The sequence below is a fragment of the Sphingomonas sp. NIC1 genome, assembly GCF_001638925.1.
Lineage (GTDB): Bacteria > Pseudomonadota > Alphaproteobacteria > Sphingomonadales > Sphingomonadaceae > Sphingomonas > Sphingomonas aquatilis.
Genome location: NZ_CP015521.1, coordinates 287903 through 310356, shown reverse-complemented (window position 1 = coordinate 310356; position 22454 = coordinate 287903). Strand labels below are relative to the sequence as shown.

Genomic DNA, 22454 nt, shown 5'->3' with positions numbered 1-22454 from the left:
TGGCTGATTTACATCAATGTCATTTCGGGTGCGTGGTTCATGTCGCGTTAGGGTTTGTCGCCTAGCCCTTATGTATGACAAGCATCGCTCCCGTCGGGTGTCAGGGCTGCCGCTCTGCAGCCCATGTCTTCGACATAGCGATGGCGTTCCAGCCCATCGTCGATACGGTCACCGGCCTGCCCTTCGCCTATGAGGCGCTCGTGCGCGGGGGGAGCGGCGAGGGGGCGGCCGAGGTGCTGGCGCGCGTGACACCCGACAATCGCTACGCCTTCGACCAGCAATGTCGGGTTGCGGCGATCGAGGGGGCGGTGGCCGCTGGCATCCTCGACACGGGTGCCAAACTGTCGATCAATTTCCTGCCCAATGCGGTCTATTCGCCGCTCGCCTGCATCCAGTTGACGCTGAAAACCGCGCGGGCGACGGGGCTGCCGACCGATCGGCTGATCTTCGAATTTACCGAGAATGAGGAGATGGCGGACACCGCGCATGTCCAGACGATCGTCGAATCGTACCGCGCGATGGGGTTCGGCACGGCGATCGACGATTTCGGCGCGGGGCATGCCGGGCTGGGGCTGCTCGCCAAATTCCAGACCGACTATATCAAGCTCGACATGGAGCTGATCCGCGACATCGACGCCAGCCTGCCGCGGCGGATGATCGTCGAGGGGGTGGTGCGGATCGCTGCGTCGCTCGACATCACGCTGATCGCCGAGGGGATCGAGACGGTCGCCGAATATGAGACGCTGCGCAGCCTCGGCGTGCGTTACATCCAGGGCTATCTGTTGGCGCGGCCGGGGTTTCGGACGCTGCCGGTGGCCGTACTGCCGGACGCGCGCGCGGCGGCGGTGGCGTGAGACGCTAACCTCGTCCGTTCGTGCCGAGCGTGTCGAAGCACGGGTGACCACAAGAGGCGCAGCTGCCTGCGGAGACCCGCCCGTCGACAGGCTCAGGGCGAACGGAAGGGTGGTGAGGGCGCGATTTACGCGTCCCGCAATCCGATTCCGATATTCGCGCGCGCGCTTTCCGCTTCGTTGCTGACAACGGGATAGGCGCAATAATCGGCGGCGTAATAGGCGCTGGGGCGATGGTTGCCGCTCCAGCCAATGCCACCGAACGGGGCCGCTGACGACGCGCCGTTGGTCGGGCGGTTCCAGTTGACGATGCCAGCGCGAATGCCTGCCCAGAACCGGTCATAGAGCGACGGCGTGTGGCTGACGAGGCTCGCCGACAGGCCATAGCGCGTGTCGTTCGCGATGCCGATCGCCTCATCGAAATCGCCGGCGCGGTAGACCTGCAGGATCGGGCCGAACAGCTCGATATCGGGCCGTTCGGTCGCGTGGGTCATGTCGATGATCGCGGGGCTGAGAAACGGCTTGTCATCGATCGGCCGTTCCATGTGCCGGATCGGCCGGCCGCCGCGCATGGACAGCGCGAGGAAGCTTTCGGTCAGCATGTCGGCGGTATGGTTGTCGATCACCGGCCCCATGAACGGCTGCGGATCGTCATGCGGCGCGCCGACGATCAGCCGCCCGGCAAGCGCGTTCACCTGCTCGAGCAGCGGATCGTACAGCCGGTCTTCGACGATCAGGCGACGCGCGGCGGTGCAGCGCTGGCCGGCGGAGGTGAAGGCGGACTGGATCACCAGCACGGCGGCCGAATGCAGGTCGGGCGTGTCCCAGACAATGATCGGGTTGTTGCCGCCCATCTCCAGCGCCAGGATCTTTTCGGGCTTGCTCGCGAAGGCGCGGTTGAGCGCGAGGCCGGTGCGCGCCGATCCGGTGAACAAAAGGCCGTCGATATCGGGATGTTCGGCGAGCGCCTTGCCCTCCGCCGGGCCGCCGAGCAGCAGCCGGACGCATGCCTCGGGCACGCCGGCGGCGCGGTAGCAGTCGATCAGGAAGGCGCCGGTCGCAGGCGTCTTTTCGGAGGGCTTGAACACCACCGCATTGCCGGCGAGCAGCGCGGGGACGATGTGACCGTTGGGCAGGTGCGCCGGGAAGTTATAGGGTCCGAGCACCGCCAGCACGCCGTGCGGCTTGTGGCGCAGCGCCATGCGGCTGCCCATCGGCGCGTCGAGCCGGCGCTGCGCGGTGCGTTCGGCGTAAGCGGTGACGGAGATGTCGACCTTGGCGATGACCGTGTCGATCTCGGTCCGCGCTTCCCACAGCGGCTTGCCGGTTTCGCGGGCGAGCAGGTCGGCGAACTGTTCGTGACGCTGGCGCACGACGTTGCCGAAGCGGCGCATCGTTTCGATCCGCACGGTCAGCGGCAGCGCGGCCCAGGCGGCCCAGCCGCCGCGCGCGGCCTCCACCTCGGCATCGGCATTGCCGATCGGGCCGCGCCAGAGCTCTGCCCCGGTCGCGGGTTCGTGGGAGATGATCTCGTCAACCATGCGTGTGCGCTTCGGCCCTCCTGCGGGCGGGGTTAGGCGAATGGCGGCGGGGCGGCAAGGTGGCGCTCAGGCGAGCGCGTCGCCCATCGCGCGGATCGCGGTGACCTTGGCGTGGACGCGGGACCAGTCGTCGGCTTCCGCGATGGGGGACCAGATTGCCTCGACCTCGTCGATCAGCATGCTGCACGGGCCACCCTGCCAATAGGCGTGGTCACGCGACTTGCGCGGAGCGTAGGGGGCGAGGGCGGCGCGCAGATCATCCCACGCGCTGCCGTAGCTGTCCGGCAGAGCGCCGCCGAACACGTCGAAGAACAGGCGATCGATGGCCACCTCGCTGGCGCGCATCGTGCGTTCGAGGGTGCGAACGAGCGCGCGGTCCTCGTCGTCGCCGCGCGGGGTGACGCCGATCCGCCAAAGCAGCGCGTCGGCGATCTCGCGCTGATAGTGCGCCGGGAACGTCTCGAGCGCGGCGATCAGCGGGTCACTCTCGGCGATCAGGCGCAGCGAGGCCGCGAGTTGCATCACGTCCCAATGGATCGCCTCGGGCTGGCGGCCGAAGGCGTAGAGGCCGGCGTGATCGAAATAGGCCGCCGTGAAGGCCGGGTCCCACGTCGGGGCGAACCGCCACGGGCCATAATCGAAGCTTTCGCCCGTCACATTGATATTGTCGCTGTTGAGCACGCCATGGACGAAGCCTGCCGCCATATAGCGTGCGGCGAGACGCGCGGTGCGCTCGACGACATACGTCAGCAGGCGGATCGGATCGTCGCACTCTTCTCCGTAAAGATTGTGGAGGACGTAGCGGACGAGCGCGCGCATGCCCGCTTCGTCGCGTTCGTAGGCGAGGCGCTGGAAGGTGCCGATGCGGATATGGCTGTGGCTGAGGCGCACCAGCACCGCCGAGCGCGTGGGGGAGGGTTCATCGCCGCGGACCAGCTCTTCGCCCGTCTCGATCAGCGACAGCGTGCGGCTGGTGGGGACGTTGAGCGCCTCCAGCATTTCGGTCGCCAGAATCTCGCGCACGCCGCCCTTCAGCGTCAGCCGGCCGTCGCCGAAGCGGCTATAGGGTGTCTGGCCCGATCCCTTGGTGCCGAGGTCCATCAGCCGGCCGGCATCGTCGTACAGCTGCGCAAAGGTGAAACCGCGGCCGTCGCCGATGTCGGGGTTATACTGGCGGAACTGATGGCCGTGATAGCGCAGCGCGAGCGGTTGCGGCAGCGTGCCGGGCAGCGGCTGGAAGCGGCCAAAGGCCTGAATCCATTCGCTATCGTTTAGCGTCGCCAGCCCGACCTCCGCAGCGGCGCGATCGTTGCGGAAGCGGAGCCGCGTCTGCGGGAAATCGGCGGCCTCCACCGGGGTCGCTATCGTGTCGCCGAGATCGAGCAAGGCGGTGGCGGGGCGGTATGCTTGCGGGGTGGTGGGCATGTGTGGATATGGAGGGCGCTGCCCCCCGGCCGCAACCCCGAGGATACCCGCATGGCTGCGTACGAAGACGGTTACTGGATGTCGGCCGACGGGCTGAAGCTGCACTATCGCCTGTATCCGGGCGATGAGAGCCTGTTGCCCGTGCTGTGCTTCCCCGGCCTGACCCGCAACGCGCGCGATTACGACGCGCTCGCCGCAAGGCTTGCCGGACGGCGGCAGGTGATCGCGGTGGAGTTTCGGGGACGCGGGCGCAGCGAATACGCCAAGGATCCGATGACCTATGTGCCGGCGACCTATGTCGCGGACGTCCAGGCGCTGCTGGCCGAGCGCGGGATCGGGCGGTTCGTCGCCATCGGTACGTCGCTGGGCGGGATCGTGACGATGCTGCTCGCGCAGGCGGGTGCGCCGATCGCCGCGGCGCTGCTCAACGACGTCGGGCCGGAGATCGAGGCGGCGGGGTTGAGCCGGATCCGTGGCTATGTGGGCAAGGGCAGCAGTTGCCCGACGTGGATGCACGCGGCGCGCACGCTCGCCGAGGGCAATGGCGACGTCTATCCCGATTGGGAGATCGAGGATTGGCTGGCGATGGCCAAGCGGCTGTACCGCCTGACCAGCAGCGGCCGCATCGTGCTGGATTACGATCTGAAGATCGCCGAACCTTTCCGTACGCCGGGTAACGAGGCGGGGGCGGATATGTGGGCGGCGCTGTCGGCGCTACGGGACACGCCGACGCTGATCGTTCGCGGCGGCCGGTCCGACGTGCTGGCGCAGCCGGTTGCCGAGCGGAGCCTGGCGGCGCTTGACCAAGCGGAGCTGGTGACGCTGCCCGGTGTCGGCCACGCCCCGACGCTTGCCGAAGAGCCGCTGCGCGATGCCATCGACCGGCTGCTGGATCAGGCGCGCGCGTGAGCGAAGCGGGAATGCCGGCGGCGGTTCCGCCGGCCAAGGAACCGGCCAATGAACCAGACGGGGCGCCGCGGATCGCGACGCTGGATATCCTTCGCGGCATCGCGATCCTCGCCATCCTGTTCATGAACATCAGCGAGATGGGCGCGTCGATGACCGCCAATTGGTCGGACCTGCACCATCTCGGCTGGAGCGCGAGCGACCAGATCGTCTGGTGGCTGCGCACGATCCTGATCGAGGGCACGCCGCGCGCGATGCTGCAGATGCTGTTCGGCGCGGGCATGCTGATCCTGACCGATCGCATCGATGCGCGGTCGAGCGATCCGCTCAGCGTGCCGCTGCGCTACGGCTGGCGCAATCTGGTGCTGTGGGCGTTCGGTATGGCGCACATGCTGTTGCTGCTGTGGCCGGGCGACATCCTGCACAGTTACGCGGTGGCGGCGATGGTCGCGTGCCTGTTCCGCGGGCTGCCGCCGCGGGCGCTGCTGGTGCTGGGCCTGTCCTATGCCACGTTCACGATGGCGCTGGGGCTGAGCACCGTCTCGCACCGGCTCGCCGATCCCACCGCCGCGTTTGCGAGTGCGATCCGCACCGCAGCGGCGGACGACGCGGCGGTCGCGCGCGAAGACGCGTTCGGCCACGGCACGATGGCGCAATGGACCGCCGGGCAGCGCGCGGTGTCGATGGATCGGCTGCGCAACGAGGAAGTGGTGATCGTCTGGGAAGCCGCGGCGACGATGCTGATCGGCGCGGCGCTGTTCCGCTGGGGCGTGTTGCAGGGGGCCTGGTCGCGGCGGCGGTATGGGTGGCTGCTTGCGGTGGGATACGGCATCGGTGTGCCGCTGCGCCTGTACGGCGGGTGGGAAGCGACCCGGCTGGAGGGCGGGTTCGACGTGGCCTGGCTGTGGGAGGATTTCGCCCGGCTGGCGATCACGATGGGGCATCTCGCGGCGGTGATGCTGGCGGTGCAGGGCACGCGGGGGCGGCGGCTGTTGCAACCGTTCGTCGCGGCCGGCCGGACCGCGCTGACGCTCTATGTCGCACAGACGCTGATCGTGTCGTGGTTGATCTTCTCGCCCATCGGGCTGGGGCTGTACGGTCGGCTCGACTGGACGGCGATGATGGCGGTGGCGCTGGCCGTGAACGCGCTGCTGCTGTGGGGTGCGAACGTCTATGTCCGCCACTTCCGCATCGCGCCGGTGGAATGGGCGTGGCGGTCGATCGTGGAACGGCGGATGCTGCCGCTGCGCTGATCGCGATTCGCTGGGGCAAGGCGGTTTCGTCGGCGCTGCGAACGGGGTACAGCCCGGCGCGATGCACCAGCCGGTCCATATCCTCCACCTGCATTCCAGCTTCAGCCTGGGCGGCAAGGAAGCGCGCGCGGTGCGCCTGATGAACGCCTTCGGGGACGCGGCGCGGCACACGATCGTCAGCGGCATGCCCGATCAGCTTGGCGCGCGCGCCCAGATCGCGAAGGGCATCCGCTACGAAATCGCGCAGGACCCGCCGCCGCTGACCGGGCGGCCATCGGTTGCGCGCTATGAGGCGCTGGCGCGCTACATGCGGCGCTTCGATCTGGTGCTGACCTATAATTGGGGCGCGATCGACGGGGTGATGGCGCGCCGCGTCTTCCCCAAGGGCACGCCGCCGCTGGTCCACCATGAAGACGGGTTCAACGCCGACGAGGCAGGCGGGCTGAAGATCGAACGCAACGTCTATCGCCGCATGGCCTTGGGGGCGGCGCATGCCTTGGTCGTCCCGTCAGAGGTGCTGGAAGGCATTGCGCGCACCACGTGGAAGCAGCCGGCCGGCCGCGTGCACCGCATCGCGAACGGCATCGATACGGCGCGCTACACGCAAAAGCCGGAGCTGCGCGCGATTCCTGGCTTTCTGCGCGATCCCCGTGACGTGGTGATCGGCAGTCTGGCGGGGCTGCGCGAGGTGAAGAACCTGCCGCTTCTGGTACGCGCGTGCGGCGGCCTGAGCGGTCGGTTCAAGCTGGTGATCGTCGGCGAAGGGCCCGAACGAGACGCGATCCTCGCCGCGGCCAAGGCGATGGGGATCGCCGAGCGGCTGGTGCTGCCCGGCTTCCTCGACCGGCCGTATCGCTTCGTCGGGCAGTTCGACATCATGGCGCTGTCGTCGAAAAGCGAGCAACTGCCGATCAGCGTCGTCGAGGGGATGGCGGCGGGGCTGCCGATCGTCAGCACGCCGGTGGGCGATGTGCCGCGCATGGTCTCGGCGGAGAATGCGCCCTTCGTCACCGGTGGCGACGAGGTGCTGCTGCGCGACGCGCTGCAGGCCCTCGTGTCGGATGCTGCATTGCGCCGGCGGGTCGGCGCGGCCAATCAGGCGAAGGCGCGCACCGATTACGATGCGGATACGATGATCGCGCGCTACCGGATGCTGTACGCGGACGCATTGGGACGGCCCGGCGCGCTGGGGTAGTTCGAGCCAAAAAATTCGAAGTGGCGTTCCAATTCCTCCCCCGCCAAGGGGAGGTGGCGCCGCCGAAGGCGGTGACGGAGGGGGCGGAAAGGAACGTCCAGGGTTATAGGCAGCTACCCTGACCTCCCCCTCCGTCATGCCTTACGGCATGCCACCTCCCCCTGGCGGGGGAGGAATGATCCGCTACGCCGAAGAGTGATCCGGCTTGGCCTATCAAATTTCCGTCAGGTCCACCGCGTTGCGTGTCACGAAGGCGAGCGTTGCCGGATCGGCCTCGCCATGGGCGAGCAGGGCGAGATCGCTCGCGCCTTGAAGCAGGCCGTCCTCGACCTCCGGTTCCTGGGCTTCGGCCGCCTCGACCGTGCTGGCGAGAATGTCGCGCGCCTGATCCTTGCCATAGGCGCTGGCGAAGGCGGACAGCGCGGTGGCGAAGCATTCGCGATCGGTGACCGAGGCGGCCGGGCGGTGCTGGAGCGAGGCGCAGGCGGCACCCAGCACATAGCCGCGTGACCAGGCCGATCCGGTGGCGCCGCCATGCGGCACCGCGCCGGCCGCATAGCCCAAAGCGGCGAACTGGCCCGACAGCAAGGCGTCGAGCGGGCCACTGGGCAGCGGCATGGGGGCAGGCTTGCGGGAACGGGGTGTGCGCTTGGGCGCGATCAGAGTGTCGAGAACCCCCATGGGTCGATGATCCCTCGGCATAAGAAGACGTGTCGTGTCGCGCCTCTCTGCCGCAATCGGGTTAACCGCCGCCTAAGCCTGCCGCAGGTCCGGTGGTGCATGCGGTTAGTACACGTTGCATTTTCTTCGCTTCGCCGCGTTCATCTTGTATAGCCGGCGGGATTTGTTCCCAGCGAGGTTGGATTTTCCGTGTTCAAGGGCCTGAAGCCGATCGTGTACAATGGCCGTGAGGTCTGGCCGCTGGTCGAGGGCGGCAAGGGTGTCGCCGCGACCAACCATGCCTCCGCGGGTGCCTGGGCCGCGGCGGGCGGGATCGGCACCGTCTCGGCGGTCAACGCCGACAGCTACGATCCCGAAGGCAAGATCATCCCGCAGGTCTATCGTGCGCTGACGCGGCGTGCCCGGCATGAAGAGCTGATCGAATATGCCATCGAAGGCGCCGTCCAACAGGTGAAGCGCGCGTTCGAGATCGCGGGCGGCAAGGGCGCGATCAATATCAACGTCTTGTGGGAAATGGGCGGCGCGCAGCGTGTGTTGCACGGCGTGCTGGAGCGGACCCGCGGCATGGTGGCGGGCGTCACCTGCGGCGCGGGCATGCCCTATAAGCTCAGCGAGATCGCGGCGTCGTACGAAGTGTCGTACCTGCCGATCGTCTCGTCGGGCCGTGCCTTTCGCGCGCTGTGGAAGCGTGCCTATTCGAAGGCGGCGAACTGGCTGGCGGCGGTGGTGTACGAGGACCCGTGGCTGGCCGGTGGCCATAACGGCCTGTCCAACGCCGAAGACCCGCTGAAGCCGCAGGACCCGTATCCGCGCGTCGCCGAGCTCCGCAGCGTGATGCGCGAAGGCGGCATCCCCGACAGCACGCCGATCGTGATGGCCGGCGGCGTCTGGTACTTGCGCGACTGGAACGACTGGATCGACAATCCCGAACTCGGCACCATCGCCTTCCAATATGGCACGCGCCCGCTGCTGACGCAGGAAAGCCCGATTCCCGAAGAGTGGAAGGCCCGCCTGACGCATATCGAGGAAGGCGACGTCCTGCTGCATCGCTTCTCGCCGACGGGCTTCTATTCGTCGGCGGTACGCAACCCGTTCCTGCGCAACCTGGAGGCGCGGTCCGAGCGCCAGATCGCCTTCTCGACCCAGGAGGCGGGCGACCACGTCTTCCAGCTCGACGTGGGCGTGAAGGGCAAGAATTTCTGGGTAACGCGCAACGACCTGCTGCGTGCGCGTCAGTGGTTCGGCGAGGGCTATACCGATGCGCTGAAGACGCCGGACAATACGCTCGTCTTTGTGACGCCGACCGAAAAGGGCATCATCCGCAAGGATCAGGCGGACTGCATGGGCTGCCTGTCGCAATGCGCCTTCTCGAGCTGGGCGGATACCGAGACGAATTCGACCGGTCGCCTTGCCGACCCGCGCAGCTTCTGCATCCAGAAGACGCTGCAGGACATCGCGCACGGTGGCGACGTCGACCAGAACCTGATGTTCGCCGGTCACGCCGCCTATAACTTCAAGCGTGATCCCTTCTACTCGAACGGCTTCGTGCCGTCGGTAAAGCAGCTGGTCGACCGCATCCTGACCGGCGACTGATCGTGTTGCTGATCGCCGGGACGATCCGCCTGCCCGCCGACCGGCTGGCGGCGGCGCGCCCGGCGATGCGCGCGATGGTGGAGGCGAGCCGGGCCGAGGATGGATGCCTCGGCTATAGCTACGCCGAGGACGTGCTCGAGCCGGGGCTGATCCATGTCGCGGAGCGCTGGCGGGATCGTGCTGCGCTGGAGCGACATTTCGTGACGTCGCACCTGGCCGCGTGGCGTGCGTGCTGGCCGGAATTCGGCATCGGCGAGCGTGCGTTGACGCTGTTCGAGACGGACGACGGCACGCCCACGTGACGCCAAGGATGGCCGCGGCGCTGGCTGATGTAGCGCAACTGATGCGGTCGGCGCGTCATCCCTGGTGGATCATCGGCAGCGGGGCGGTCGTGTTGCATGGAGCGGAGGCCGGCGACGTTCACGACATCGATGTCCTGATCGATCGCGCGGATGCTACCGCAGTGCTGGCGGCGGCCGGGGTAGCGCCGCTGGCGATGCCACCGGACCCGCTCTTCCGATCGGATATCTTTGCCATGTGGCAGGGCGCGGACGTGCCGGTGGAGATCATGGCAGGCTTTGCCATCGCCGGTCCGCAGGGATGGTGGCCGGTGCAGCCTGAGACGCGGGAGGCGATCGTTGTGCGCGATGCGACGCTCTTCGTGCCGTCACGATCGGAGCTGATGGCACTGCTGCGCCGCATGGGGCGGCCTAAGGACCTGCGGCGGGCTGCGGCGTTGGAGGAGCGGGAGCCGGGTTGAGGCTCGACCCCCGCTCCATAAGGTTAGTTGGCGACGGTGCCGACCACTGCGCCGGCCGTGCCACCGACCGCGGCCCCCTTTTCGACGCTGCCGCCCGTTGCCGCAGCGACGCCTGCACCACCCGCGGCACCGATGCCCGCACCCTTGAGCGTCGAGCAGGCCGACAGGCCGGCAGCGGTGCCGAGGAGAAGGAGCGTGGCGGCGATCGGCTTGAGCGTCATGGGTTAGGCATCCTGTCAAATGGGGTGCCGCGTTCAATGTTGCCGCGCAGCAAAGGTTGCGCGACCCCATGAAATATCACGATTTGTTACATTCGCGCCGGAGGCGTCAGACCCAGCCGTCGAGTACCTGATCGGGGGGGCGATGGCCGTCCGCCCACATGCGGATGTTCTGAATGACCCGCTCGCCCGACGCCTGCCGCCCTTCGAGTGTCGCCGAGCCCATGTGCGGCGTCATTACCACATTGGGGAGCGCAAGCAGGCGCGGATCGATCCGCGGTTCATGCTCCCAGACGTCGAGGCCGGCTCCGGCGAGTCGACCCGCCTCCAGCGCATCGACCAGCGCGACTTCGTCGACGATGCCGCCGCGCGAGGTGTTGATCAGATAGACGTGCGGCCGCATCAGTCCGATACGCCGCGCGTCGATCAGGTCGCGGCTGTCGGCGTTGAGCGGCGTGTGGATCGTCACGATGTCAGCGAGCCCGAGCAGGTCGTCGAGATCGGCGTGGAAGGTCGCGCCCAGGTCCGCTTCGACCACAGCGGGCAAGCGGCGGCGGTTGTGATAGTGGATCGACAGGCCGAACGCGCGGGCACGGCGTGCGACCGCCTGGCCGATGCGGCCCATGCCCACGATGCCCAGCGCCTTGCCGCCGATGCGCCGGCCCAGCATGCCGCCGGGGCTCCAGCCATGCCATTCGCCCGACCGGACGAGCTTCTCGCCCTCTGCCAGCCGGCGGGGGACGGACACGATCAAGGCCATCGCCATGTCGGCGGTGTCTTCGGTCAGGACGCCCGGTGTATTGGTGACGATGATGCCGCGTGCGCGCGCCGCTTTCAGCGCGATATGGTTCACGCCGGCGCCGTAATTGGCGATCAAGCGCAGCCGCTCGCCCGCGCCTTCGATCAACGCCGCGTCGATCTCGTCGGTGACGGTGGGGACCAGCACGTCGCAGTCGGCCATCGCCGCGGCGAGTTGATCGCGCGTCATCGGCGTATCGCCGCGGTTGTTCGCCGTGTCGAACAAATCCTCCAGCCGCGTCATGATCGAGTCGGTCAACTCGCGCGTGACGATCACGCGGGGCGCGCGCGGCGCCGGCGGACGGGGGCTGGTATCTGGCATCGCGCGTCCGGCTTGGCGAAGGTGCGGGCGAACGTCAACGCATCGTTGCCACCGCGCGCGGTGGCGCTAGAGAGAGGATATACGAGAAAAAGGGACAGTGACGATGCGCCATCGGATCTGGGCGGCAGCGGTGCTGGCGGCGGTCGCTATCGAAGGCGGCGCGCTGGCGGCCGACGCCAAGAAGACATTGCCATATTACGCCTCGATCAACGCAGGCCGCGCGCGGATGCGGACCGGGCCGGACAAGACCTATCCGGCGAGTTGGCTGTATCAGCGCGCCGATCTGCCCGTGCGTGTGGTCGCCGTCTTCAAACAGTGGCGCAAGGTGGAAGACCCGGACGGCACGCAGGGCTGGATGCTGGCGGCGCTGCTCAGCGAACGCCGCACCGGCATCGTGCGTGGCCAGCAACCCGCTGATATGCGGGCGCAGCCGTCCGCTGGCGCCGGCCTGTCGTGGCGCGCGGCCCCGGGCGTTGTCGGGCGGCTCAGCGAATGCGGCAATGGCTGGTGCCGTTTCGACGTGAAAGGGCAGGCGGGCTACATCGAGGTGTCGCACCTGTGGGGCGTCGAACCCACGGAACGGCTTCCGTAAAAGGTGGTAACCCGCCGTTAGTGCAATCTGGGTTAGCGCGCAGAGGTATAGGAGCCGCCGCGCGTGATCCCGACCGAGCCTTTACCGCTTCACCACAGCTGGCCCCTTTGGATGGCCGATCGCTTCGATCTGGGGCGTATAATCGAACTGGGCAGCGCGCCATCCGACCCGGTTCGTGCTCCACTCGACACGTCCGCGAACGCGTGGAGCTGCGAATTGGCCGGGCAGCGGCTCGACTGGGGCACGGACGTGCGCCGCCTGTTCGGCTATCCCACGAGCCATTGTCCGCAGCGCGAAGACGTGGTGACGCTGTACGAGGAATCGTCGCGGGCGGCGATGGAGCGGCTGCGCGCCCACGCGATCCGCCATCGGCGCGGCTTCACGCTCGATATCGCGATTCGACCGGTCGATGGCGGGCGCCGTTGGGTGCGGCTGGTCACGATGCCGGTCTGCGAGGGCAAGGCCGTCACTCGCCTGAAGGGTTGGAAGGCTGACGTATCGCACCTCTATGGCGACGCGGCGCCGATGCCGCTGCCCGCACCGCCGCTCAGTCGCGTATAGGCTTGGGGCGCTGGCGACTGGCGAGCCACAGTCCGGCGGCGATCTGCGCGACAGCGTAGACCCGGCGACGGGCCGGATGGCCGACGAACGGTCGGACCACGCGCTCTGCGCCCAGCGCCGCATCCTTCCATAAATCGACATGGCGGTCGGGTTGGGCAAGTCCGATCAGGCCGTCGCCGACCATGAAGATCGCCGCCATCTCAGCCGCGCGGGCGGGCCAGGGGCTGCCCATCAGCGCGCGCCGTGCGTCGGTCGCCATGCCCTCATCTCCTCTACCGCGACGCTGCGCCGCAGGACTTTGGCGTCGGGATCAACGATGTAGTGCGTGCCGACGGGAATAGTAAGCGTGCCGCGGCCGTCGGTCATCGGCAGGCGCGTGGTGGTGGTGCCGATTTGTACGTCGATCGGCATGGGGAAGGCGCCGCCGCCGGGCACGGTCCACGCGAAGGTCACGCGGTCGCCGGCGCGCGTCTCGACGAGGTCGGGTAGGGCTGCCTGGCGCAGATAGACGTCGAAGAACCAGCGATAGTCCTTGCCCGTCACCTGCCGGACGAGCGCCTCATATTCCGCGGTCGAACCGAAACGGGGGCGGAAATTGCCGGGGCGCGGATCCGCGCGCCCGTACACCGCCAGTCGCGTGACCGTCCAGAAAGCATCGTCGCCGATTAGCCCACGCAGGGTGTGGAGCATCCACGATCCCTTGTAATAGATGTCCTGGCCCGCACCGCCCTTGTCGGATTCGTATACCTCTTCTTCGGTCAGGACCTTGCCCTTCACGATCGGCTGGGCGTTCACGATCTTGTCGCGTTCGGCCTGCATCATCGCGTCATAGCGCGCGCGGCCTTCGCGCCACTGGCCGTAGGCAGGCTGCATGTAGGTGCCATAGCCTTCGTGCAGCCAGTAATCGTCCCAATTGGCGGCGGTAAGCTGGTTGGCGAACCATTCGTGCGAGAATTCGTGCTGGAACAGCCAGTCGAAGCCCTCCAGCGTCTTGGCGTAATCATTGCCGTAGGCGTTGATGGTCTGGTGCTCCATCCCCTTGTGCGGGGTTTCGACGACGCCGACCTTTTCGTCGCCGAAGGGATAGGGGCCGACCATGGTTTCGAAGAAATCGAGCGTCGGCGCGAACTCGGCGAACAGGCGCTCGGCCTGCGCCTTCTCGCCGGGCAGATACCAGTAGGACATGGGGATCGTGTTGCCGAAACGGCTTTTGTAGGTGCCGCTGATCTCTTCATACGGCCCGACGTTGAGCGCGATGGCGTAGGTGTTGGGGTTGCGCGTTCGCCAGTTCCAACGGGTGCGCCCGTCGGGCAAGGTGTCGACGCCGATCAGGCGACCGTTGGAGGGCGCCTTCAGCCCCTTGGGTACGATGATGTGGATATCGACCAGCGCGGGTTCGCCGGTCGGAAAGTCGAGGCACGGCCAGAACAGGTCGCAGCCATAGCCTTCGGATGTGGTCGCGAACCAGGTGCGACCGTCGGGCGTCTTCGACCAGACCATCCCGTCGTCCCACGGCGCGCGCACCGCGACGTGCGGCTGGCCGCCGTAGACGATGCGCGCGGTGACGCTGTCACCCGCTTTCAACGCGCGCGGCAAGCGGATGGCGAGGCGCCCTTCGGGGTTTGACCAGCTCGCCAGCGTGAGGGGCGTGCCGTCGATGGCGATCGCGGTGACGGGCAGGTTGCGGTCGAGATCGATCAGCAGCGTGGCGACGGGCGCGGTGGCGGTGAAGCGCAGCGTCGCGGTGCCGTTGAGCGTTTCGGTGTCGGGCAGCACTTCGAACGTCAGGTCGGCATGGTCGAAGCGGAGCGCGAGCTGTTCGGCCGGGCGGACGCCGCCGGACGTCTGGGTTAGCGGCGTGATCGCGGGCTCGCCCTTCTTGGGGAGCGGTGTGGCGGCGGCGGCGAGCAGGGCGAGCGTGAGGAGCATGGGGGATACCTGTCTAATTCCTCTCCGCTCTGCGGGGAGGGGGACCGCCCGGCGCTGCCGGGGGGTGGAGGGGCCGCCGCAGGCGGCATCGCGTGTGGCTGCCCCTCCACCACGGCCTTTCGGCCGCGGTCCCCCTCCCCTGCAAAAGCAGGGGAGGATTTGCGTACGTTACTTCTTCGCCTGGTCTTTCTTCCACGCCTGATAGGCATCCACCGCGTCGTCCTGCTTCAACACGCGGGACATCGGGTCTACGACGATATGCGCGCCCGCCGGTACGGTGATCGTCGCAAGGCCGCCGGTCATCGGCACTTTGCGCACGACATCGTCCACCGCGACCTCGACGGGGAGCGGGAAGGGCTTGCCGGTCGGGGCGACCCATTTCAGCGTCAGCTGCGTCGCGTTGCGGTTGACCACCAGCTTCGGCAAGGCGGCCTGATAGAGGTAAGTGTCGAAAAACCACTGCCAGTCCTGCCCGGTCACCTGATTGACGATGGCAATGAATTCGGGCGTCGTCCGGAACTGCGGCGTAAAATTGCCGGGCGCCGGATCAGGGCGGCCATAGACCTCGCGCCGCAGGATTTCGCCGAAGGCTGCGTCGCCGACGGCGTTGCGCAGCGTGTGGAGGACCCACGATCCCTTGTTGTAAATGTCGCTGCCGCGGCCGGGCGCCTTTTCATACACCTCTTCGGCGGCCTGCGGCTTGCCGGTGACGAGGGGCGATTCGTTGAGTATCGCCGGACGGCTCGCCAGCATCATCGCGGTGTAGCGCCCATCGCCCTCGCGCCAGCGTCCGTAGAGCGGCTGCATATAGGCGGTGAAGCCTTCGTGCAGCCAGAAGTCGTCCCAGTTGCTCGCGGTGAGTTGATTGGCGAACCATTCGTGACCGAATTCATGCTGGAACAGCCAGTCGAACCCTTCGGGTGCCTTGGCGTAATTATTGCCATAAGCGTTGATCGTCTGGTGCTCCATGCCCTTGTGCGGCGTCTCGACCACGCCGACCTTCTCGTCCGCCCAGGGGTAGGGGCCGACGGTCGATTCGTAGAAGTCGATCGTGGGGGCGAATTCGGCGAAGAGTTTCTCCGCTTTTTCCTTTTCGCCGGGCAGATACCAATAAAACATCGGGATCTCGTTGCCGAAGCGGCTCTTGTAGGTGCCGGCGATCTGTTCGTACGGCCCGACGTTCAGCGCGATGCCGTAGAGGTTCGGGTGCTTGGCCTCCCAGTTCCACGTCGAGCGGCCGTCGTCGAGGCGGTCGACGCCGAGCAGCTTGCCGTTCGACGGCGCCGACAGCCCCTTGGGCACGGTGATGTGCAGCGTCACCTTCTGCGGCTCATAGGTCGGGTAATCGATGCACGGCCAGATAAGGTCGCAGCCCTCCATCTGCACCGCGGTCGCGATCCAGGGCTGTCCGTCGGGCGTCTTTGCCCAGACGAAGCCGCCATCCCAGGGCGCGCGTACCGCGGTGTGCGGGCGGCCGCCGTAGACGATCTTGACGGTAAGCTTGGCGTCCTTCGCCGCCTTTTTGGCGAGCGTGATCGTCATCCGACCTTCGGGGTTGCTGAACCCCGCGTCGACGCCATCGACCGTCACGGCCGTGACGGTGAAATTCTTGTCGAGATCGACGACCAGCTTGTTGATCCGGTCGCGCGCGGTGAAGCTGAGCGTCGCGGTGCCGTTGATCACCTCTCGCACCGGATCGACCTCGATCGCGAGATCGGCGGTGTCGAGCGTCACCTTCTTCTGCGCGGGATCGAGCGGGCCACCGGACAGAGCGGTTTGCGCGGTGATCGGCGGCATGCCCTTTTCCGCAGCGTGGCCCCCCGTCGACAGGAGCAGCAGGGCAGCGAAGGGCAGGCGTGGCGACATCGGTTTCTCCCTGAGGACAGGCGAGCGCCGGTTTCCACGCTGGGCCGGGCGATGACAAGTCCGAAGCGAGCGGGCCGACGCGATTGCCACAAAAGCGCTTGGCCCGAACCCGATCGACCCCGCAGGCTTGCATACCGACCCGTAACGATTGATGCCTATCGCAAGCCACCCCATATAGGCGACAAGGCCGCCCCGGTATCGGGCGGCGTCGGAGTATCCATGACCCTATTTCCCGTCCTTCCCCTGCGCGATATCGTCGTTTTCCCGCACATGATCGTGCCGCTGTTCGTCGGCCGCGACAAATCGGTCGCGGCGCTGGAAGCGGCGATGAACGCCGACAAGGAAATCTTCCTCGTCGCGCAGCTCGACCCCGCGCAGGATGATCCGGCGCGCGAGGACCTGTATGAGGTCGGCGTCACCGCGACCGTACTGCAGCTGCTGAAGCTGCCCGACGGCACCGTGCGCGTGCTGGTCGAGGGCAAGGCGCGCGGGCGGCTGGTCGAGCTATCCGAGGCGGACGGCTATCTGCAGTCGACGATCGAGATCCTGGAAGAGCGTGTGGCCGAGGGCATCGAGGTCGAGGCGCTGATGCGCTCGGCGGTCGAGCAATTCGAAACCTACGCCAAGCTCAACAAGAAATTGCCGGCGGAAACCGCGCAGCAGCTGGGCGAGCTGGTCGAGGCGGCGAAGCTGTCCGACGCGCTGATGGCCAACGTCCAGGTCAAGGTCGCCGACAAGCAGGCGCTGCTGGTCGAGCTCGATCCGGTCAAGCGGCTCGAGATGGCCTATGCGTTGATGGAGGGCGAGCTCGGCGTCCTGCACGTCGAGAAGAAGATCAAAAGCCGCGTCAAGCGCCAGATGGAGAAGACGCAGCGCGAATATTACCTCAACGAGCAGTTGAAGGCGATCCAGCGCGAGCTGGGGAACAGCGACGACGAGGGTGATGGCGACGAGATCGCCGAGCTGACCCAGAAGATCGCGACGCTGAAGCTCAGCAAGGAAGCGCGCGCGAAGGCGACGGGCGAGCTGAAGAAGCTGAAGACCATGGCGCCGATGAGCGCCGAGGCGACCGTCGTGCGCAACTACCTCGACGTGCTGCTCGGCCTGCCGTGGGGCAAGAAGAGCAAGATCAAGAAGGACATCGCCGCCGCGCAGGCGGTGCTGGACGAAGATCACTATGCGCTGGAAAAGGTGAAGGACCGGATCGTCGAATATCTCGGCGTGCAGGCGCGCACCAACAAGCTGAAGGGCCCGATCCTGTGCCTCGTCGGCCCGCCGGGCGTCGGCAAGACCAGCCTCGGCAAGTCGATCGCCAAGGCGACGGGGCGCGAGTTCATCCGCCAGTCGCTGGGCGGCGTGCGCGACGAGGCCGAAATCCGCGGCCATCGCCGGACCTATATCGGCTCGCTGCCGGGCAAGATCGTGACGAACCTGAAGAAGGCCGGCACGTCGAACCCGCTGTTCCTGCTCGACGAGATCGACAAGCTGGGCCAGGATTTCCGTGGCGATCCGGCGTCGGCGCTGCTCGAGGTGCTCGACCCCGAACAGAACGGCAAGTTCAACGATCACTATCTCGAGATCGATATCGACCTCAGCGACGTGATGTTCGTGTGTACCGCGAACACGCTCAACCTGCCGCAGCCGTTGCTCGACCGCATGGAGATCATCCGGCTCGAGGGCTATACCGAGGACGAGAAGGTCGAGATCGCCGAACGCCATCTGGTCGAAAAGCAGATCGAGGCGCATGGCCTGAAGGCGGGCGAGTTCACGCTGACGCAAGACGGGCTGCGCGCGCTCATCCAGCGCTACACCCGCGAGGCCGGCGTGCGCACGCTGGAGCGCGAGATCGCCAAGCTCGCGCGCAAGGCGCTGCGCCAGATCCTGGAGGGCAAGGCGAGCAGCGTCACGATCACGCCGGACAACCTTCACGAATTCGCGGGCGTGCAAAAGTATCGCCACGGCCTCAGCGAAACCGAGCATCAGATCGGCGCGGTGACGGGTCTTGCCTGGACCGAGGTCGGCGGCGAGTTGCTGACGATCGAGAGCGTGACGGTGCCGGGCAAGGGCGCGGTGAAGACCACCGGCAAGCTGGGCGACGTGATGAAGGAATCGGTGCAGGCCGCCTTCAGCTTCGTCCAGGCGCGCAGCCCCAGCTATGGCATCAAGCCGTCGCTGTTCCATCGCAAGGACATCCACATCCACCTGCCCGAAGGCGCGGTGCCGAAGGACGGCCCGTCGGCTGGCATCGGCCTCGTTACGTCGATCGTGTCGACGCTGACTGGCGTGCCGGTGAAGAAAGACGTCGCGATGACTGGCGAGGTGACGCTGCGCGGGCGCGTGCTGCCGATCGGGGGCCTGAAGGAGAAGCTGCTCGCGGCGCTGCGTGGCGGCATCACCACGGTGCTGATTCCGCAGGAGAATGAGAAGGATCTCGCCGACATTCCGCAGAACGTGAAGGATGGCCTGACCATCGTTCCGGTGAGCCATGTCGACGAGGTGCTGACGCTCGCGTTGACCGAGCCGCTGGAGGCGATCGATTGGACCGACGCCGACGAACTTGCGGCGCTGCCCCCGACAGGGGTTGCGCCCGCGGGCGGCGAGTTGCATCACTGAGCACTTGGCGACCCTTAGGGTCCGTGTATTAACGCTATCGAACGGCCGCGTCGGAGAGGGCGCGGCCATAATCATTTGACATGCCCGGCCGCGACAGCGTTATTCGCTGTTCCGGCGGGGCAATGATTCTGACGCTCATGCCAAAGGGGGCAGTAACTCGATGAACAAGCAGGAATTGATCGCGACTGTCGCGGACATGTCGGGCCTCGCCAAGGGCGATGCGGTCAAGGCGGTCGAAGCGGTGTTCGACGCGATCTCCGCAAGCCTCAAGAAGGGCGACGAAGTGCGCCTGGTCGGGTTCGGCACCTTTTCGGTGTCGAAGCGCAAGGCGTCGACGGGCCGCAACCCGCGCACCGGCGAGCCGATGACGATCAAGGCATCCAGCCAGCCCAAGTTCAAGGCCGGCAAGGGCCTGAAGGATTCGGTCAACTGATCCAAGCGGGCGGGGCGATATTCGGACGCAAATTTTTTCGCGCGCGGATTTTGCACTGGACAGGGGGGCACGCCGCCCCCTAAAGGCCCGCCTCCGAACTGTTTCGGGCGCGTAGCTCAGCGGTAGAGCACACCCTTCACACGGGTGGGGTCACAGGTTCAATCCCTGTCGCGCCCACCATATCAGCCCGCCAGGTCGCATCGACCGGCGGGCTTTTTGGTGCGCTGCGTCCGTCGGGCCGCGAGGCGATCACGCGCCGGCCATATTGCCCGTTCGTGTCATATCCCCGTCATTTTGTCGTTGCGCCCCGGGAACAATGGGTGCCCCGTGCGCTTTAACGCCTTCACATTTCAGGGAGAGTGGTGATGGTGGACTATACGACCGATCGGACCGGACAGCGCGTCGTGGTGGAGCGTCGCGGCGGTGCAGGCCGTGTGCTGGCGATCGTCGCGGTCGTCGCGCTCGTGATCGTCGGCCTGCTGTTCGCGACCGGCTTCTGGAGCGCAAAGGTGACGAAGGACGGCTCGCTGCCGTCGGTCGACGTCAGCGCCAAGGGCGGTTCGCTACCGAAGGTCGATCTCGACTCGAAGGAAGTCGTCGTCGGCACCACCGAAAAGACGGTCGAGGTGCCCAAGGTGAAGACCGAGAAGGAAACGATCTCGGTTCCGGCCGTCGGCGTGAAGGACAACGGCGAGAAGTAAGCGCAGCCTTCTCGCGTGATGCGACGGGCGTCCTCCGTGGGGAGGGCGCCCGTTTCGTTTGTGGGGTGTTCGTGGGCCTTGCGGTGTGGCGGATCGGCGAGCCTGCCATGTCCTCCCCCTCCGTCAGCGCTGCGCGCTGCCACCTCCCCCTGGCGGGGGAGGAGTTTGGAGGTGCGACCCGCAGGAAAATTCCTCCCTCGCTTTAGCGGGGGAGGGGGACCGCGCCCTCAGGGCGTGGTGGAGGGGGCCTTTCCGCTGGCGAGCGGCTTGCCGAGATAGGTCAGCGGCTCTCCATAGTGATCATCAACCGCAGACATATTAATCGCTTAGCTCGCGCCTCAGCCCCGCGACGGTGTCACGAAACCGTCGTATCATCGTAACGAAAGCGTCTCGAAATCCTCACGATGGCGTCATTCAACGCGCCTAACCGCCGCTCTAGGGATCGGCGAACGGGGGAACCTTGGTCGATCGCGGGCACGCAGCCCGACTTCGCGACAACGCATATCGACCGGGAGCATTTCGATCATGGCGACCACCACGCGCTACGGCAATTTCCTCATGACGTCCGCCGCCTGCCTCGCGCTTGCGGGCTGCGGTGGCGCGGACAACGTCGCCTCGCCCGGCGCGGGCAGCGTGACGATCGTGCAGCCGGCCCCGACGCCGACGCCGACCGCCCCCACGCCGACGCCCAGCGCGATCACCGCGGCGCAGTTCGCCGCCGTCACCACGGTGAACGGCATCTCGATCAGCGCCGACGAACAGCTGGCGATCGTGAATGCGGGCAGCAACAACAACATCAACGGCACCGGCGCGCAGATGAACGGCGTCTACCCCGTCTCGTCGACGTCGCTGACCACCGCGACCGACCCGTCGTCGATCAACAGCTTCTTCACCAGCACCAATTACGTCGGTGCCCTGAACGGCCCGAGCGACACGAGCTTCCAGGGCTGGACTTGCAACTCGACCGCGGCGGAATTCGGCGGGTCGGGCGCGCGCTGCACCGCGGTGCCGGCGATCGGCACGCTGGCAAGCGGCACCGCCTGCCCGACGGGCACGGTCACCGCGACCGGTGGCAGCGGCACCGCGACCGCGGCGACGGTCGGCGGCTTCAAGGTGTGCGACATCCCGCAGGCGATCACCACCAGCCTGACGCTGCCGCGCATCCCCGGCATCGCCTATCGCCTGACCGGCCAGACCGAGGTCGGCACCGATCTGGGCTCGACCGGCGGCACCGGCGCGACGCTGACGATCGAGGCGGGCGTGACCGTCTTCTCCAACGCCAATGAGGCGACCAACGACCTGCTGCTGGTCAACCGCGGTTCGAAGCTGGTGGCGATCGGCACGCGCGACGCGCCGATCATCTTCACCTCGCAGCAGAACGTGACCTCGGCGACCGGCGAATCGGAAACCAGCCAGGGCCATTGGGGCGGCATCATCCTGCTCGGCCGCGCACCGACCGGCGTGTGCGCCAGCGGCACCGGCCCGAACAATGCGGCGGGCAGCTCGACCACCTGCCAGCAGGCGATCGAGGGTGTCACCGGCCGCTTCTACGGCGGGCCGACCGTGGCCGACTCGTCGGGCCAGATGTCCTACGTCCAGATCCGCTATTCGGGCATCGCGATCAGCGACGGCAACGAACTGCAGGGCCTGACGCTGGGCGGCACCGGCTCGGGTACGATCATCGACCATATCCAGAGCCACAATTCGGCGGATGACGGCATCGAGATCTTCGGCGGCAACACCAACATCAAGTACATCGCGGTCACCGGCGCCGACGACGACGGCTTCGACATCGACAACGGCTATCGCGGCTTCATGCAGTTCATGATCGCGGCGCAGCGCGTCGGCGGTGCGACGGTCGACAGCTTCTCGACCGAGATAGACTCGAACAATGCCGAGGATCTGCTGCCGCGCACCTTCTCGACCTACGCCAACTTCACCTTTATCCAGACCGCGCTGGCGCCGGCTGCGATCCGTCAGCGTGGCGGGTCGGACATGCGCTACGTCAACGGCATTGTGAAGACGGTGAGCAACGTCGCCTGCATCAACCTGGTGGCCGGCGAACAGACCAGCGGCGGCCGCACGACGATCCGGCCGAAGGACGACACGCTGCAGGACTTCGGCCCGCCGACGTTCAACTCGATCTACTTCGCCTGCCAGGGCCGCTGATGCGGCGGGGACGCACTCGTCCCCAGCCAGCATCGGTTCCGGGGTGG

At 67.0% G+C, this 22454-nt stretch carries 21 protein-coding genes and 1 tRNA gene; 14 read left to right on the top strand and 8 right to left on the bottom strand.

The features are described from left to right. Nucleotides 1–140: 140 nt before the first annotated feature. Entirely contained in the window at nucleotides 141–854 is a 714-nt protein-coding gene (locus tag A7E77_RS01605; protein ID WP_063685442.1) for an EAL domain-containing protein, read from the top strand. A 125-nt stretch (nucleotides 855–979) separates the two neighbouring features. Here A7E77_RS01605 and astD read toward each other — a convergent pair whose 3' ends face one another. Together astD and A7E77_RS01595 are read right to left on the bottom strand one after the other, a co-directional pair. Continuing rightward, nucleotides 980–2392, bottom strand: coding sequence for a succinylglutamate-semialdehyde dehydrogenase (gene astD / locus A7E77_RS01600; protein WP_063685440.1), 1413 nt, complete (start codon nucleotides 2390–2392; stop codon nucleotides 980–982). Nucleotides 2393–2458: 66 nt separating this feature from the next. Continuing rightward, nucleotides 2459–3817: a protein adenylyltransferase SelO family protein gene (locus tag A7E77_RS01595; RefSeq protein ID WP_063685438.1), complete on the bottom strand. Its 1359-nt coding sequence runs from the start codon at nucleotides 3815–3817 to the stop codon at nucleotides 2459–2461. Between the two features lie 51 nt (nucleotides 3818–3868). Here A7E77_RS01595 and A7E77_RS01590 point away from each other — a divergent pair, with 51 nt between their 5' ends. The 3 genes from A7E77_RS01590 to A7E77_RS01580 all read left to right on the top strand — a co-directional run bounded on the left by A7E77_RS01590 (nucleotide 3869) and on the right by A7E77_RS01580 (nucleotide 7171). Continuing rightward, entirely contained in the window at nucleotides 3869–4726 is an 858-nt protein-coding gene (locus tag A7E77_RS01590) for an alpha/beta fold hydrolase (RefSeq protein ID WP_063685436.1), read from the top strand. Continuing rightward, entirely contained in the window at nucleotides 4723–5976 is a 1254-nt protein-coding gene (locus A7E77_RS01585) for a DUF418 domain-containing protein (RefSeq protein ID WP_226341801.1), read from the top strand. Before A7E77_RS01590 ends, A7E77_RS01585 begins: the two co-directional genes overlap by 4 nt. Nucleotides 5977–6037: 61 nt before the next feature. Beyond that, nucleotides 6038–7171 (top strand): glycosyltransferase, encoded by a 1134-nt coding sequence (locus A7E77_RS01580; protein WP_063685432.1) that lies wholly within the window; start codon nucleotides 6038–6040, stop codon nucleotides 7169–7171. Between the two features lie 213 nt (nucleotides 7172–7384). On the opposite strand, the gene A7E77_RS01575 is transcribed toward A7E77_RS01580, so the two are convergent. Further along, nucleotides 7385–7789 carry a hypothetical protein gene (locus tag A7E77_RS01575; protein WP_063685430.1) on the bottom strand — a complete coding sequence of 135 codons (405 nt, stop codon included), beginning with the start codon at nucleotides 7787–7789 and terminating at the stop codon, nucleotides 7385–7387. A 252-nt stretch (nucleotides 7790–8041) separates the two neighbouring features. On the opposite strand from A7E77_RS01575, the gene A7E77_RS01570 reads away from it, so the two are divergent. The 3 genes from A7E77_RS01570 to A7E77_RS01560 are packed head-to-tail and all read left to right on the top strand — an operon-like array spanning nucleotide 8042 to nucleotide 10205. Further along, nucleotides 8042–9445 (top strand): NAD(P)H-dependent flavin oxidoreductase, encoded by a 1404-nt coding sequence (locus A7E77_RS01570; protein ID WP_063685429.1) that lies wholly within the window; start codon nucleotides 8042–8044, stop codon nucleotides 9443–9445. A gap of 2 nt (nucleotides 9446–9447) precedes the next feature. Next, nucleotides 9448–9747 carry a putative quinol monooxygenase gene (locus tag A7E77_RS01565; RefSeq protein ID WP_063685427.1) on the top strand — a complete coding sequence of 100 codons (300 nt, stop codon included), beginning with the start codon at nucleotides 9448–9450 and terminating at the stop codon, nucleotides 9745–9747. Nucleotides 9748–9755: 8 nt separating this feature from the next. Further along, on the top strand, nucleotides 9756–10205 hold the full coding sequence (locus A7E77_RS01560) for a nucleotidyltransferase domain-containing protein (protein WP_063685424.1): 450 nt from the start codon (nucleotides 9756–9758) through the stop codon (nucleotides 10203–10205). Nucleotides 10206–10228: 23 nt separating this feature from the next. Here the strand turns inward: A7E77_RS01560 and A7E77_RS01555 are convergent, their stop codons facing one another. Further along, nucleotides 10229–10426 (bottom strand): hypothetical protein, encoded by a 198-nt coding sequence (locus A7E77_RS01555; protein WP_017979258.1) that lies wholly within the window; start codon nucleotides 10424–10426, stop codon nucleotides 10229–10231. 106 nt (nucleotides 10427–10532) lie between these two features. Beyond that, on the bottom strand, nucleotides 10533–11543 hold the full coding sequence (locus A7E77_RS01550; protein WP_063685422.1) for a 2-hydroxyacid dehydrogenase: 1011 nt from the start codon (nucleotides 11541–11543) through the stop codon (nucleotides 10533–10535). 103 nt (nucleotides 11544–11646) lie between these two features. Between A7E77_RS01550 and A7E77_RS01545 the strand changes: the two genes are divergently transcribed. Then, the gene (locus tag A7E77_RS01545; protein WP_063685420.1) at nucleotides 11647–12135 is read left to right on the top strand and encodes an SH3 domain-containing protein; all 489 of its coding nucleotides are present in this window, start codon (nucleotides 11647–11649) and stop codon (nucleotides 12133–12135) included. 111 nt (nucleotides 12136–12246) lie between these two features. Next, complete coding sequence (locus A7E77_RS01540; protein WP_063685418.1) at nucleotides 12247–12696, top strand: hypothetical protein; 450 nt, start codon at nucleotides 12247–12249, stop codon at nucleotides 12694–12696. On the opposite strand, the gene A7E77_RS01535 is transcribed toward A7E77_RS01540, so the two are convergent. From A7E77_RS01535 to A7E77_RS01525, 3 genes are all read right to left on the bottom strand, one after another. Then, nucleotides 12683–12955 (bottom strand): hypothetical protein, encoded by a 273-nt coding sequence (locus A7E77_RS01535; RefSeq protein WP_063685416.1) that lies wholly within the window; start codon nucleotides 12953–12955, stop codon nucleotides 12683–12685. The genes A7E77_RS01540 and A7E77_RS01535 overlap by 14 nt on opposite strands. Then, nucleotides 12928–14625: a M1 family metallopeptidase gene (locus tag A7E77_RS01530; RefSeq protein WP_063685414.1), complete on the bottom strand. Its 1698-nt coding sequence runs from the start codon at nucleotides 14623–14625 to the stop codon at nucleotides 12928–12930. Before A7E77_RS01530 ends, A7E77_RS01535 begins: the two co-directional genes overlap by 28 nt. A gap of 168 nt (nucleotides 14626–14793) precedes the next feature. Further along, nucleotides 14794–16491 (bottom strand): M1 family metallopeptidase, encoded by a 1698-nt coding sequence (locus A7E77_RS01525; protein WP_063685412.1) that lies wholly within the window; start codon nucleotides 16489–16491, stop codon nucleotides 14794–14796. Between the two features lie 219 nt (nucleotides 16492–16710). On the opposite strand from A7E77_RS01525, the gene lon reads away from it, so the two are divergent. From lon to A7E77_RS01500, 5 genes are all read left to right on the top strand, one after another. Continuing rightward, entirely contained in the window at nucleotides 16711–19104 is a 2394-nt protein-coding gene (lon, locus tag A7E77_RS01520) for an endopeptidase La (protein ID WP_063685410.1), read from the top strand. Nucleotides 19105–19264: 160 nt separating this feature from the next. Then, nucleotides 19265–19537 carry an HU family DNA-binding protein gene (locus A7E77_RS01515; RefSeq protein ID WP_017979250.1) on the top strand — a complete coding sequence of 91 codons (273 nt, stop codon included), beginning with the start codon at nucleotides 19265–19267 and terminating at the stop codon, nucleotides 19535–19537. Between the two features lie 105 nt (nucleotides 19538–19642). Then, a tRNA-Val gene (locus A7E77_RS01510) sits at nucleotides 19643–19717 on the top strand. A 185-nt stretch (nucleotides 19718–19902) separates the two neighbouring features. Further along, on the top strand, nucleotides 19903–20238 hold the full coding sequence (locus A7E77_RS01505; RefSeq protein ID WP_063685408.1) for a hypothetical protein: 336 nt from the start codon (nucleotides 19903–19905) through the stop codon (nucleotides 20236–20238). 525 nt (nucleotides 20239–20763) lie between these two features. Continuing rightward, nucleotides 20764–22407 carry a hypothetical protein gene (locus A7E77_RS01500; protein ID WP_063685406.1) on the top strand — a complete coding sequence of 548 codons (1644 nt, stop codon included), beginning with the start codon at nucleotides 20764–20766 and terminating at the stop codon, nucleotides 22405–22407. Nucleotides 22408–22454 lie beyond the last annotated feature (47 nt).

Coding starts and splice junctions, on each gene's coding strand:
- A7E77_RS01605 (WP_063685442.1), top strand. CDS start 141: ATGGCGTTCCAGCCCATCGTCGATACGGTCACCGGCCTGCCCTTCGCC.
- astD (WP_063685440.1), bottom strand. CDS start 2,392: ATGGTTGACGAGATCATCTCCCACGAACCCGCGACCGGGGCAGAGCTC.
- A7E77_RS01595 (WP_063685438.1), bottom strand. CDS start 3,817: ATGCCCACCACCCCGCAAGCATACCGCCCCGCCACCGCCTTGCTCGAT.
- A7E77_RS01590 (WP_063685436.1), top strand. CDS start 3,869: ATGGCTGCGTACGAAGACGGTTACTGGATGTCGGCCGACGGGCTGAAG.
- A7E77_RS01580 (WP_063685432.1), top strand. CDS start 6,038: ATGCACCAGCCGGTCCATATCCTCCACCTGCATTCCAGCTTCAGCCTG.
- A7E77_RS01575 (WP_063685430.1), bottom strand. CDS start 7,789: ATGCCGCTGCCCAGTGGCCCGCTCGACGCCTTGCTGTCGGGCCAGTTC.
- A7E77_RS01560 (WP_063685424.1), top strand. CDS start 9,756: ATGGCCGCGGCGCTGGCTGATGTAGCGCAACTGATGCGGTCGGCGCGT.
- A7E77_RS01555 (WP_017979258.1), bottom strand. CDS start 10,426: ATGACGCTCAAGCCGATCGCCGCCACGCTCCTTCTCCTCGGCACCGCT.
- A7E77_RS01550 (WP_063685422.1), bottom strand. CDS start 11,543: ATGCCAGATACCAGCCCCCGTCCGCCGGCGCCGCGCGCGCCCCGCGTG.
- A7E77_RS01545 (WP_063685420.1), top strand. CDS start 11,647: ATGCGCCATCGGATCTGGGCGGCAGCGGTGCTGGCGGCGGTCGCTATC.
- A7E77_RS01540 (WP_063685418.1), top strand. CDS start 12,247: ATGGCCGATCGCTTCGATCTGGGGCGTATAATCGAACTGGGCAGCGCG.
- A7E77_RS01535 (WP_063685416.1), bottom strand. CDS start 12,955: ATGGCGACCGACGCACGGCGCGCGCTGATGGGCAGCCCCTGGCCCGCC.
- A7E77_RS01530 (WP_063685414.1), bottom strand. CDS start 14,625: ATGCTCCTCACGCTCGCCCTGCTCGCCGCCGCCGCCACACCGCTCCCC.
- A7E77_RS01525 (WP_063685412.1), bottom strand. CDS start 16,491: ATGTCGCCACGCCTGCCCTTCGCTGCCCTGCTGCTCCTGTCGACGGGG.
- lon (WP_063685410.1), top strand. CDS start 16,711: ATGACCCTATTTCCCGTCCTTCCCCTGCGCGATATCGTCGTTTTCCCG.
- A7E77_RS01515 (WP_017979250.1), top strand. CDS start 19,265: ATGAACAAGCAGGAATTGATCGCGACTGTCGCGGACATGTCGGGCCTC.
- A7E77_RS01505 (WP_063685408.1), top strand. CDS start 19,903: ATGGTGGACTATACGACCGATCGGACCGGACAGCGCGTCGTGGTGGAG.
- A7E77_RS01500 (WP_063685406.1), top strand. CDS start 20,764: ATGGCGACCACCACGCGCTACGGCAATTTCCTCATGACGTCCGCCGCC.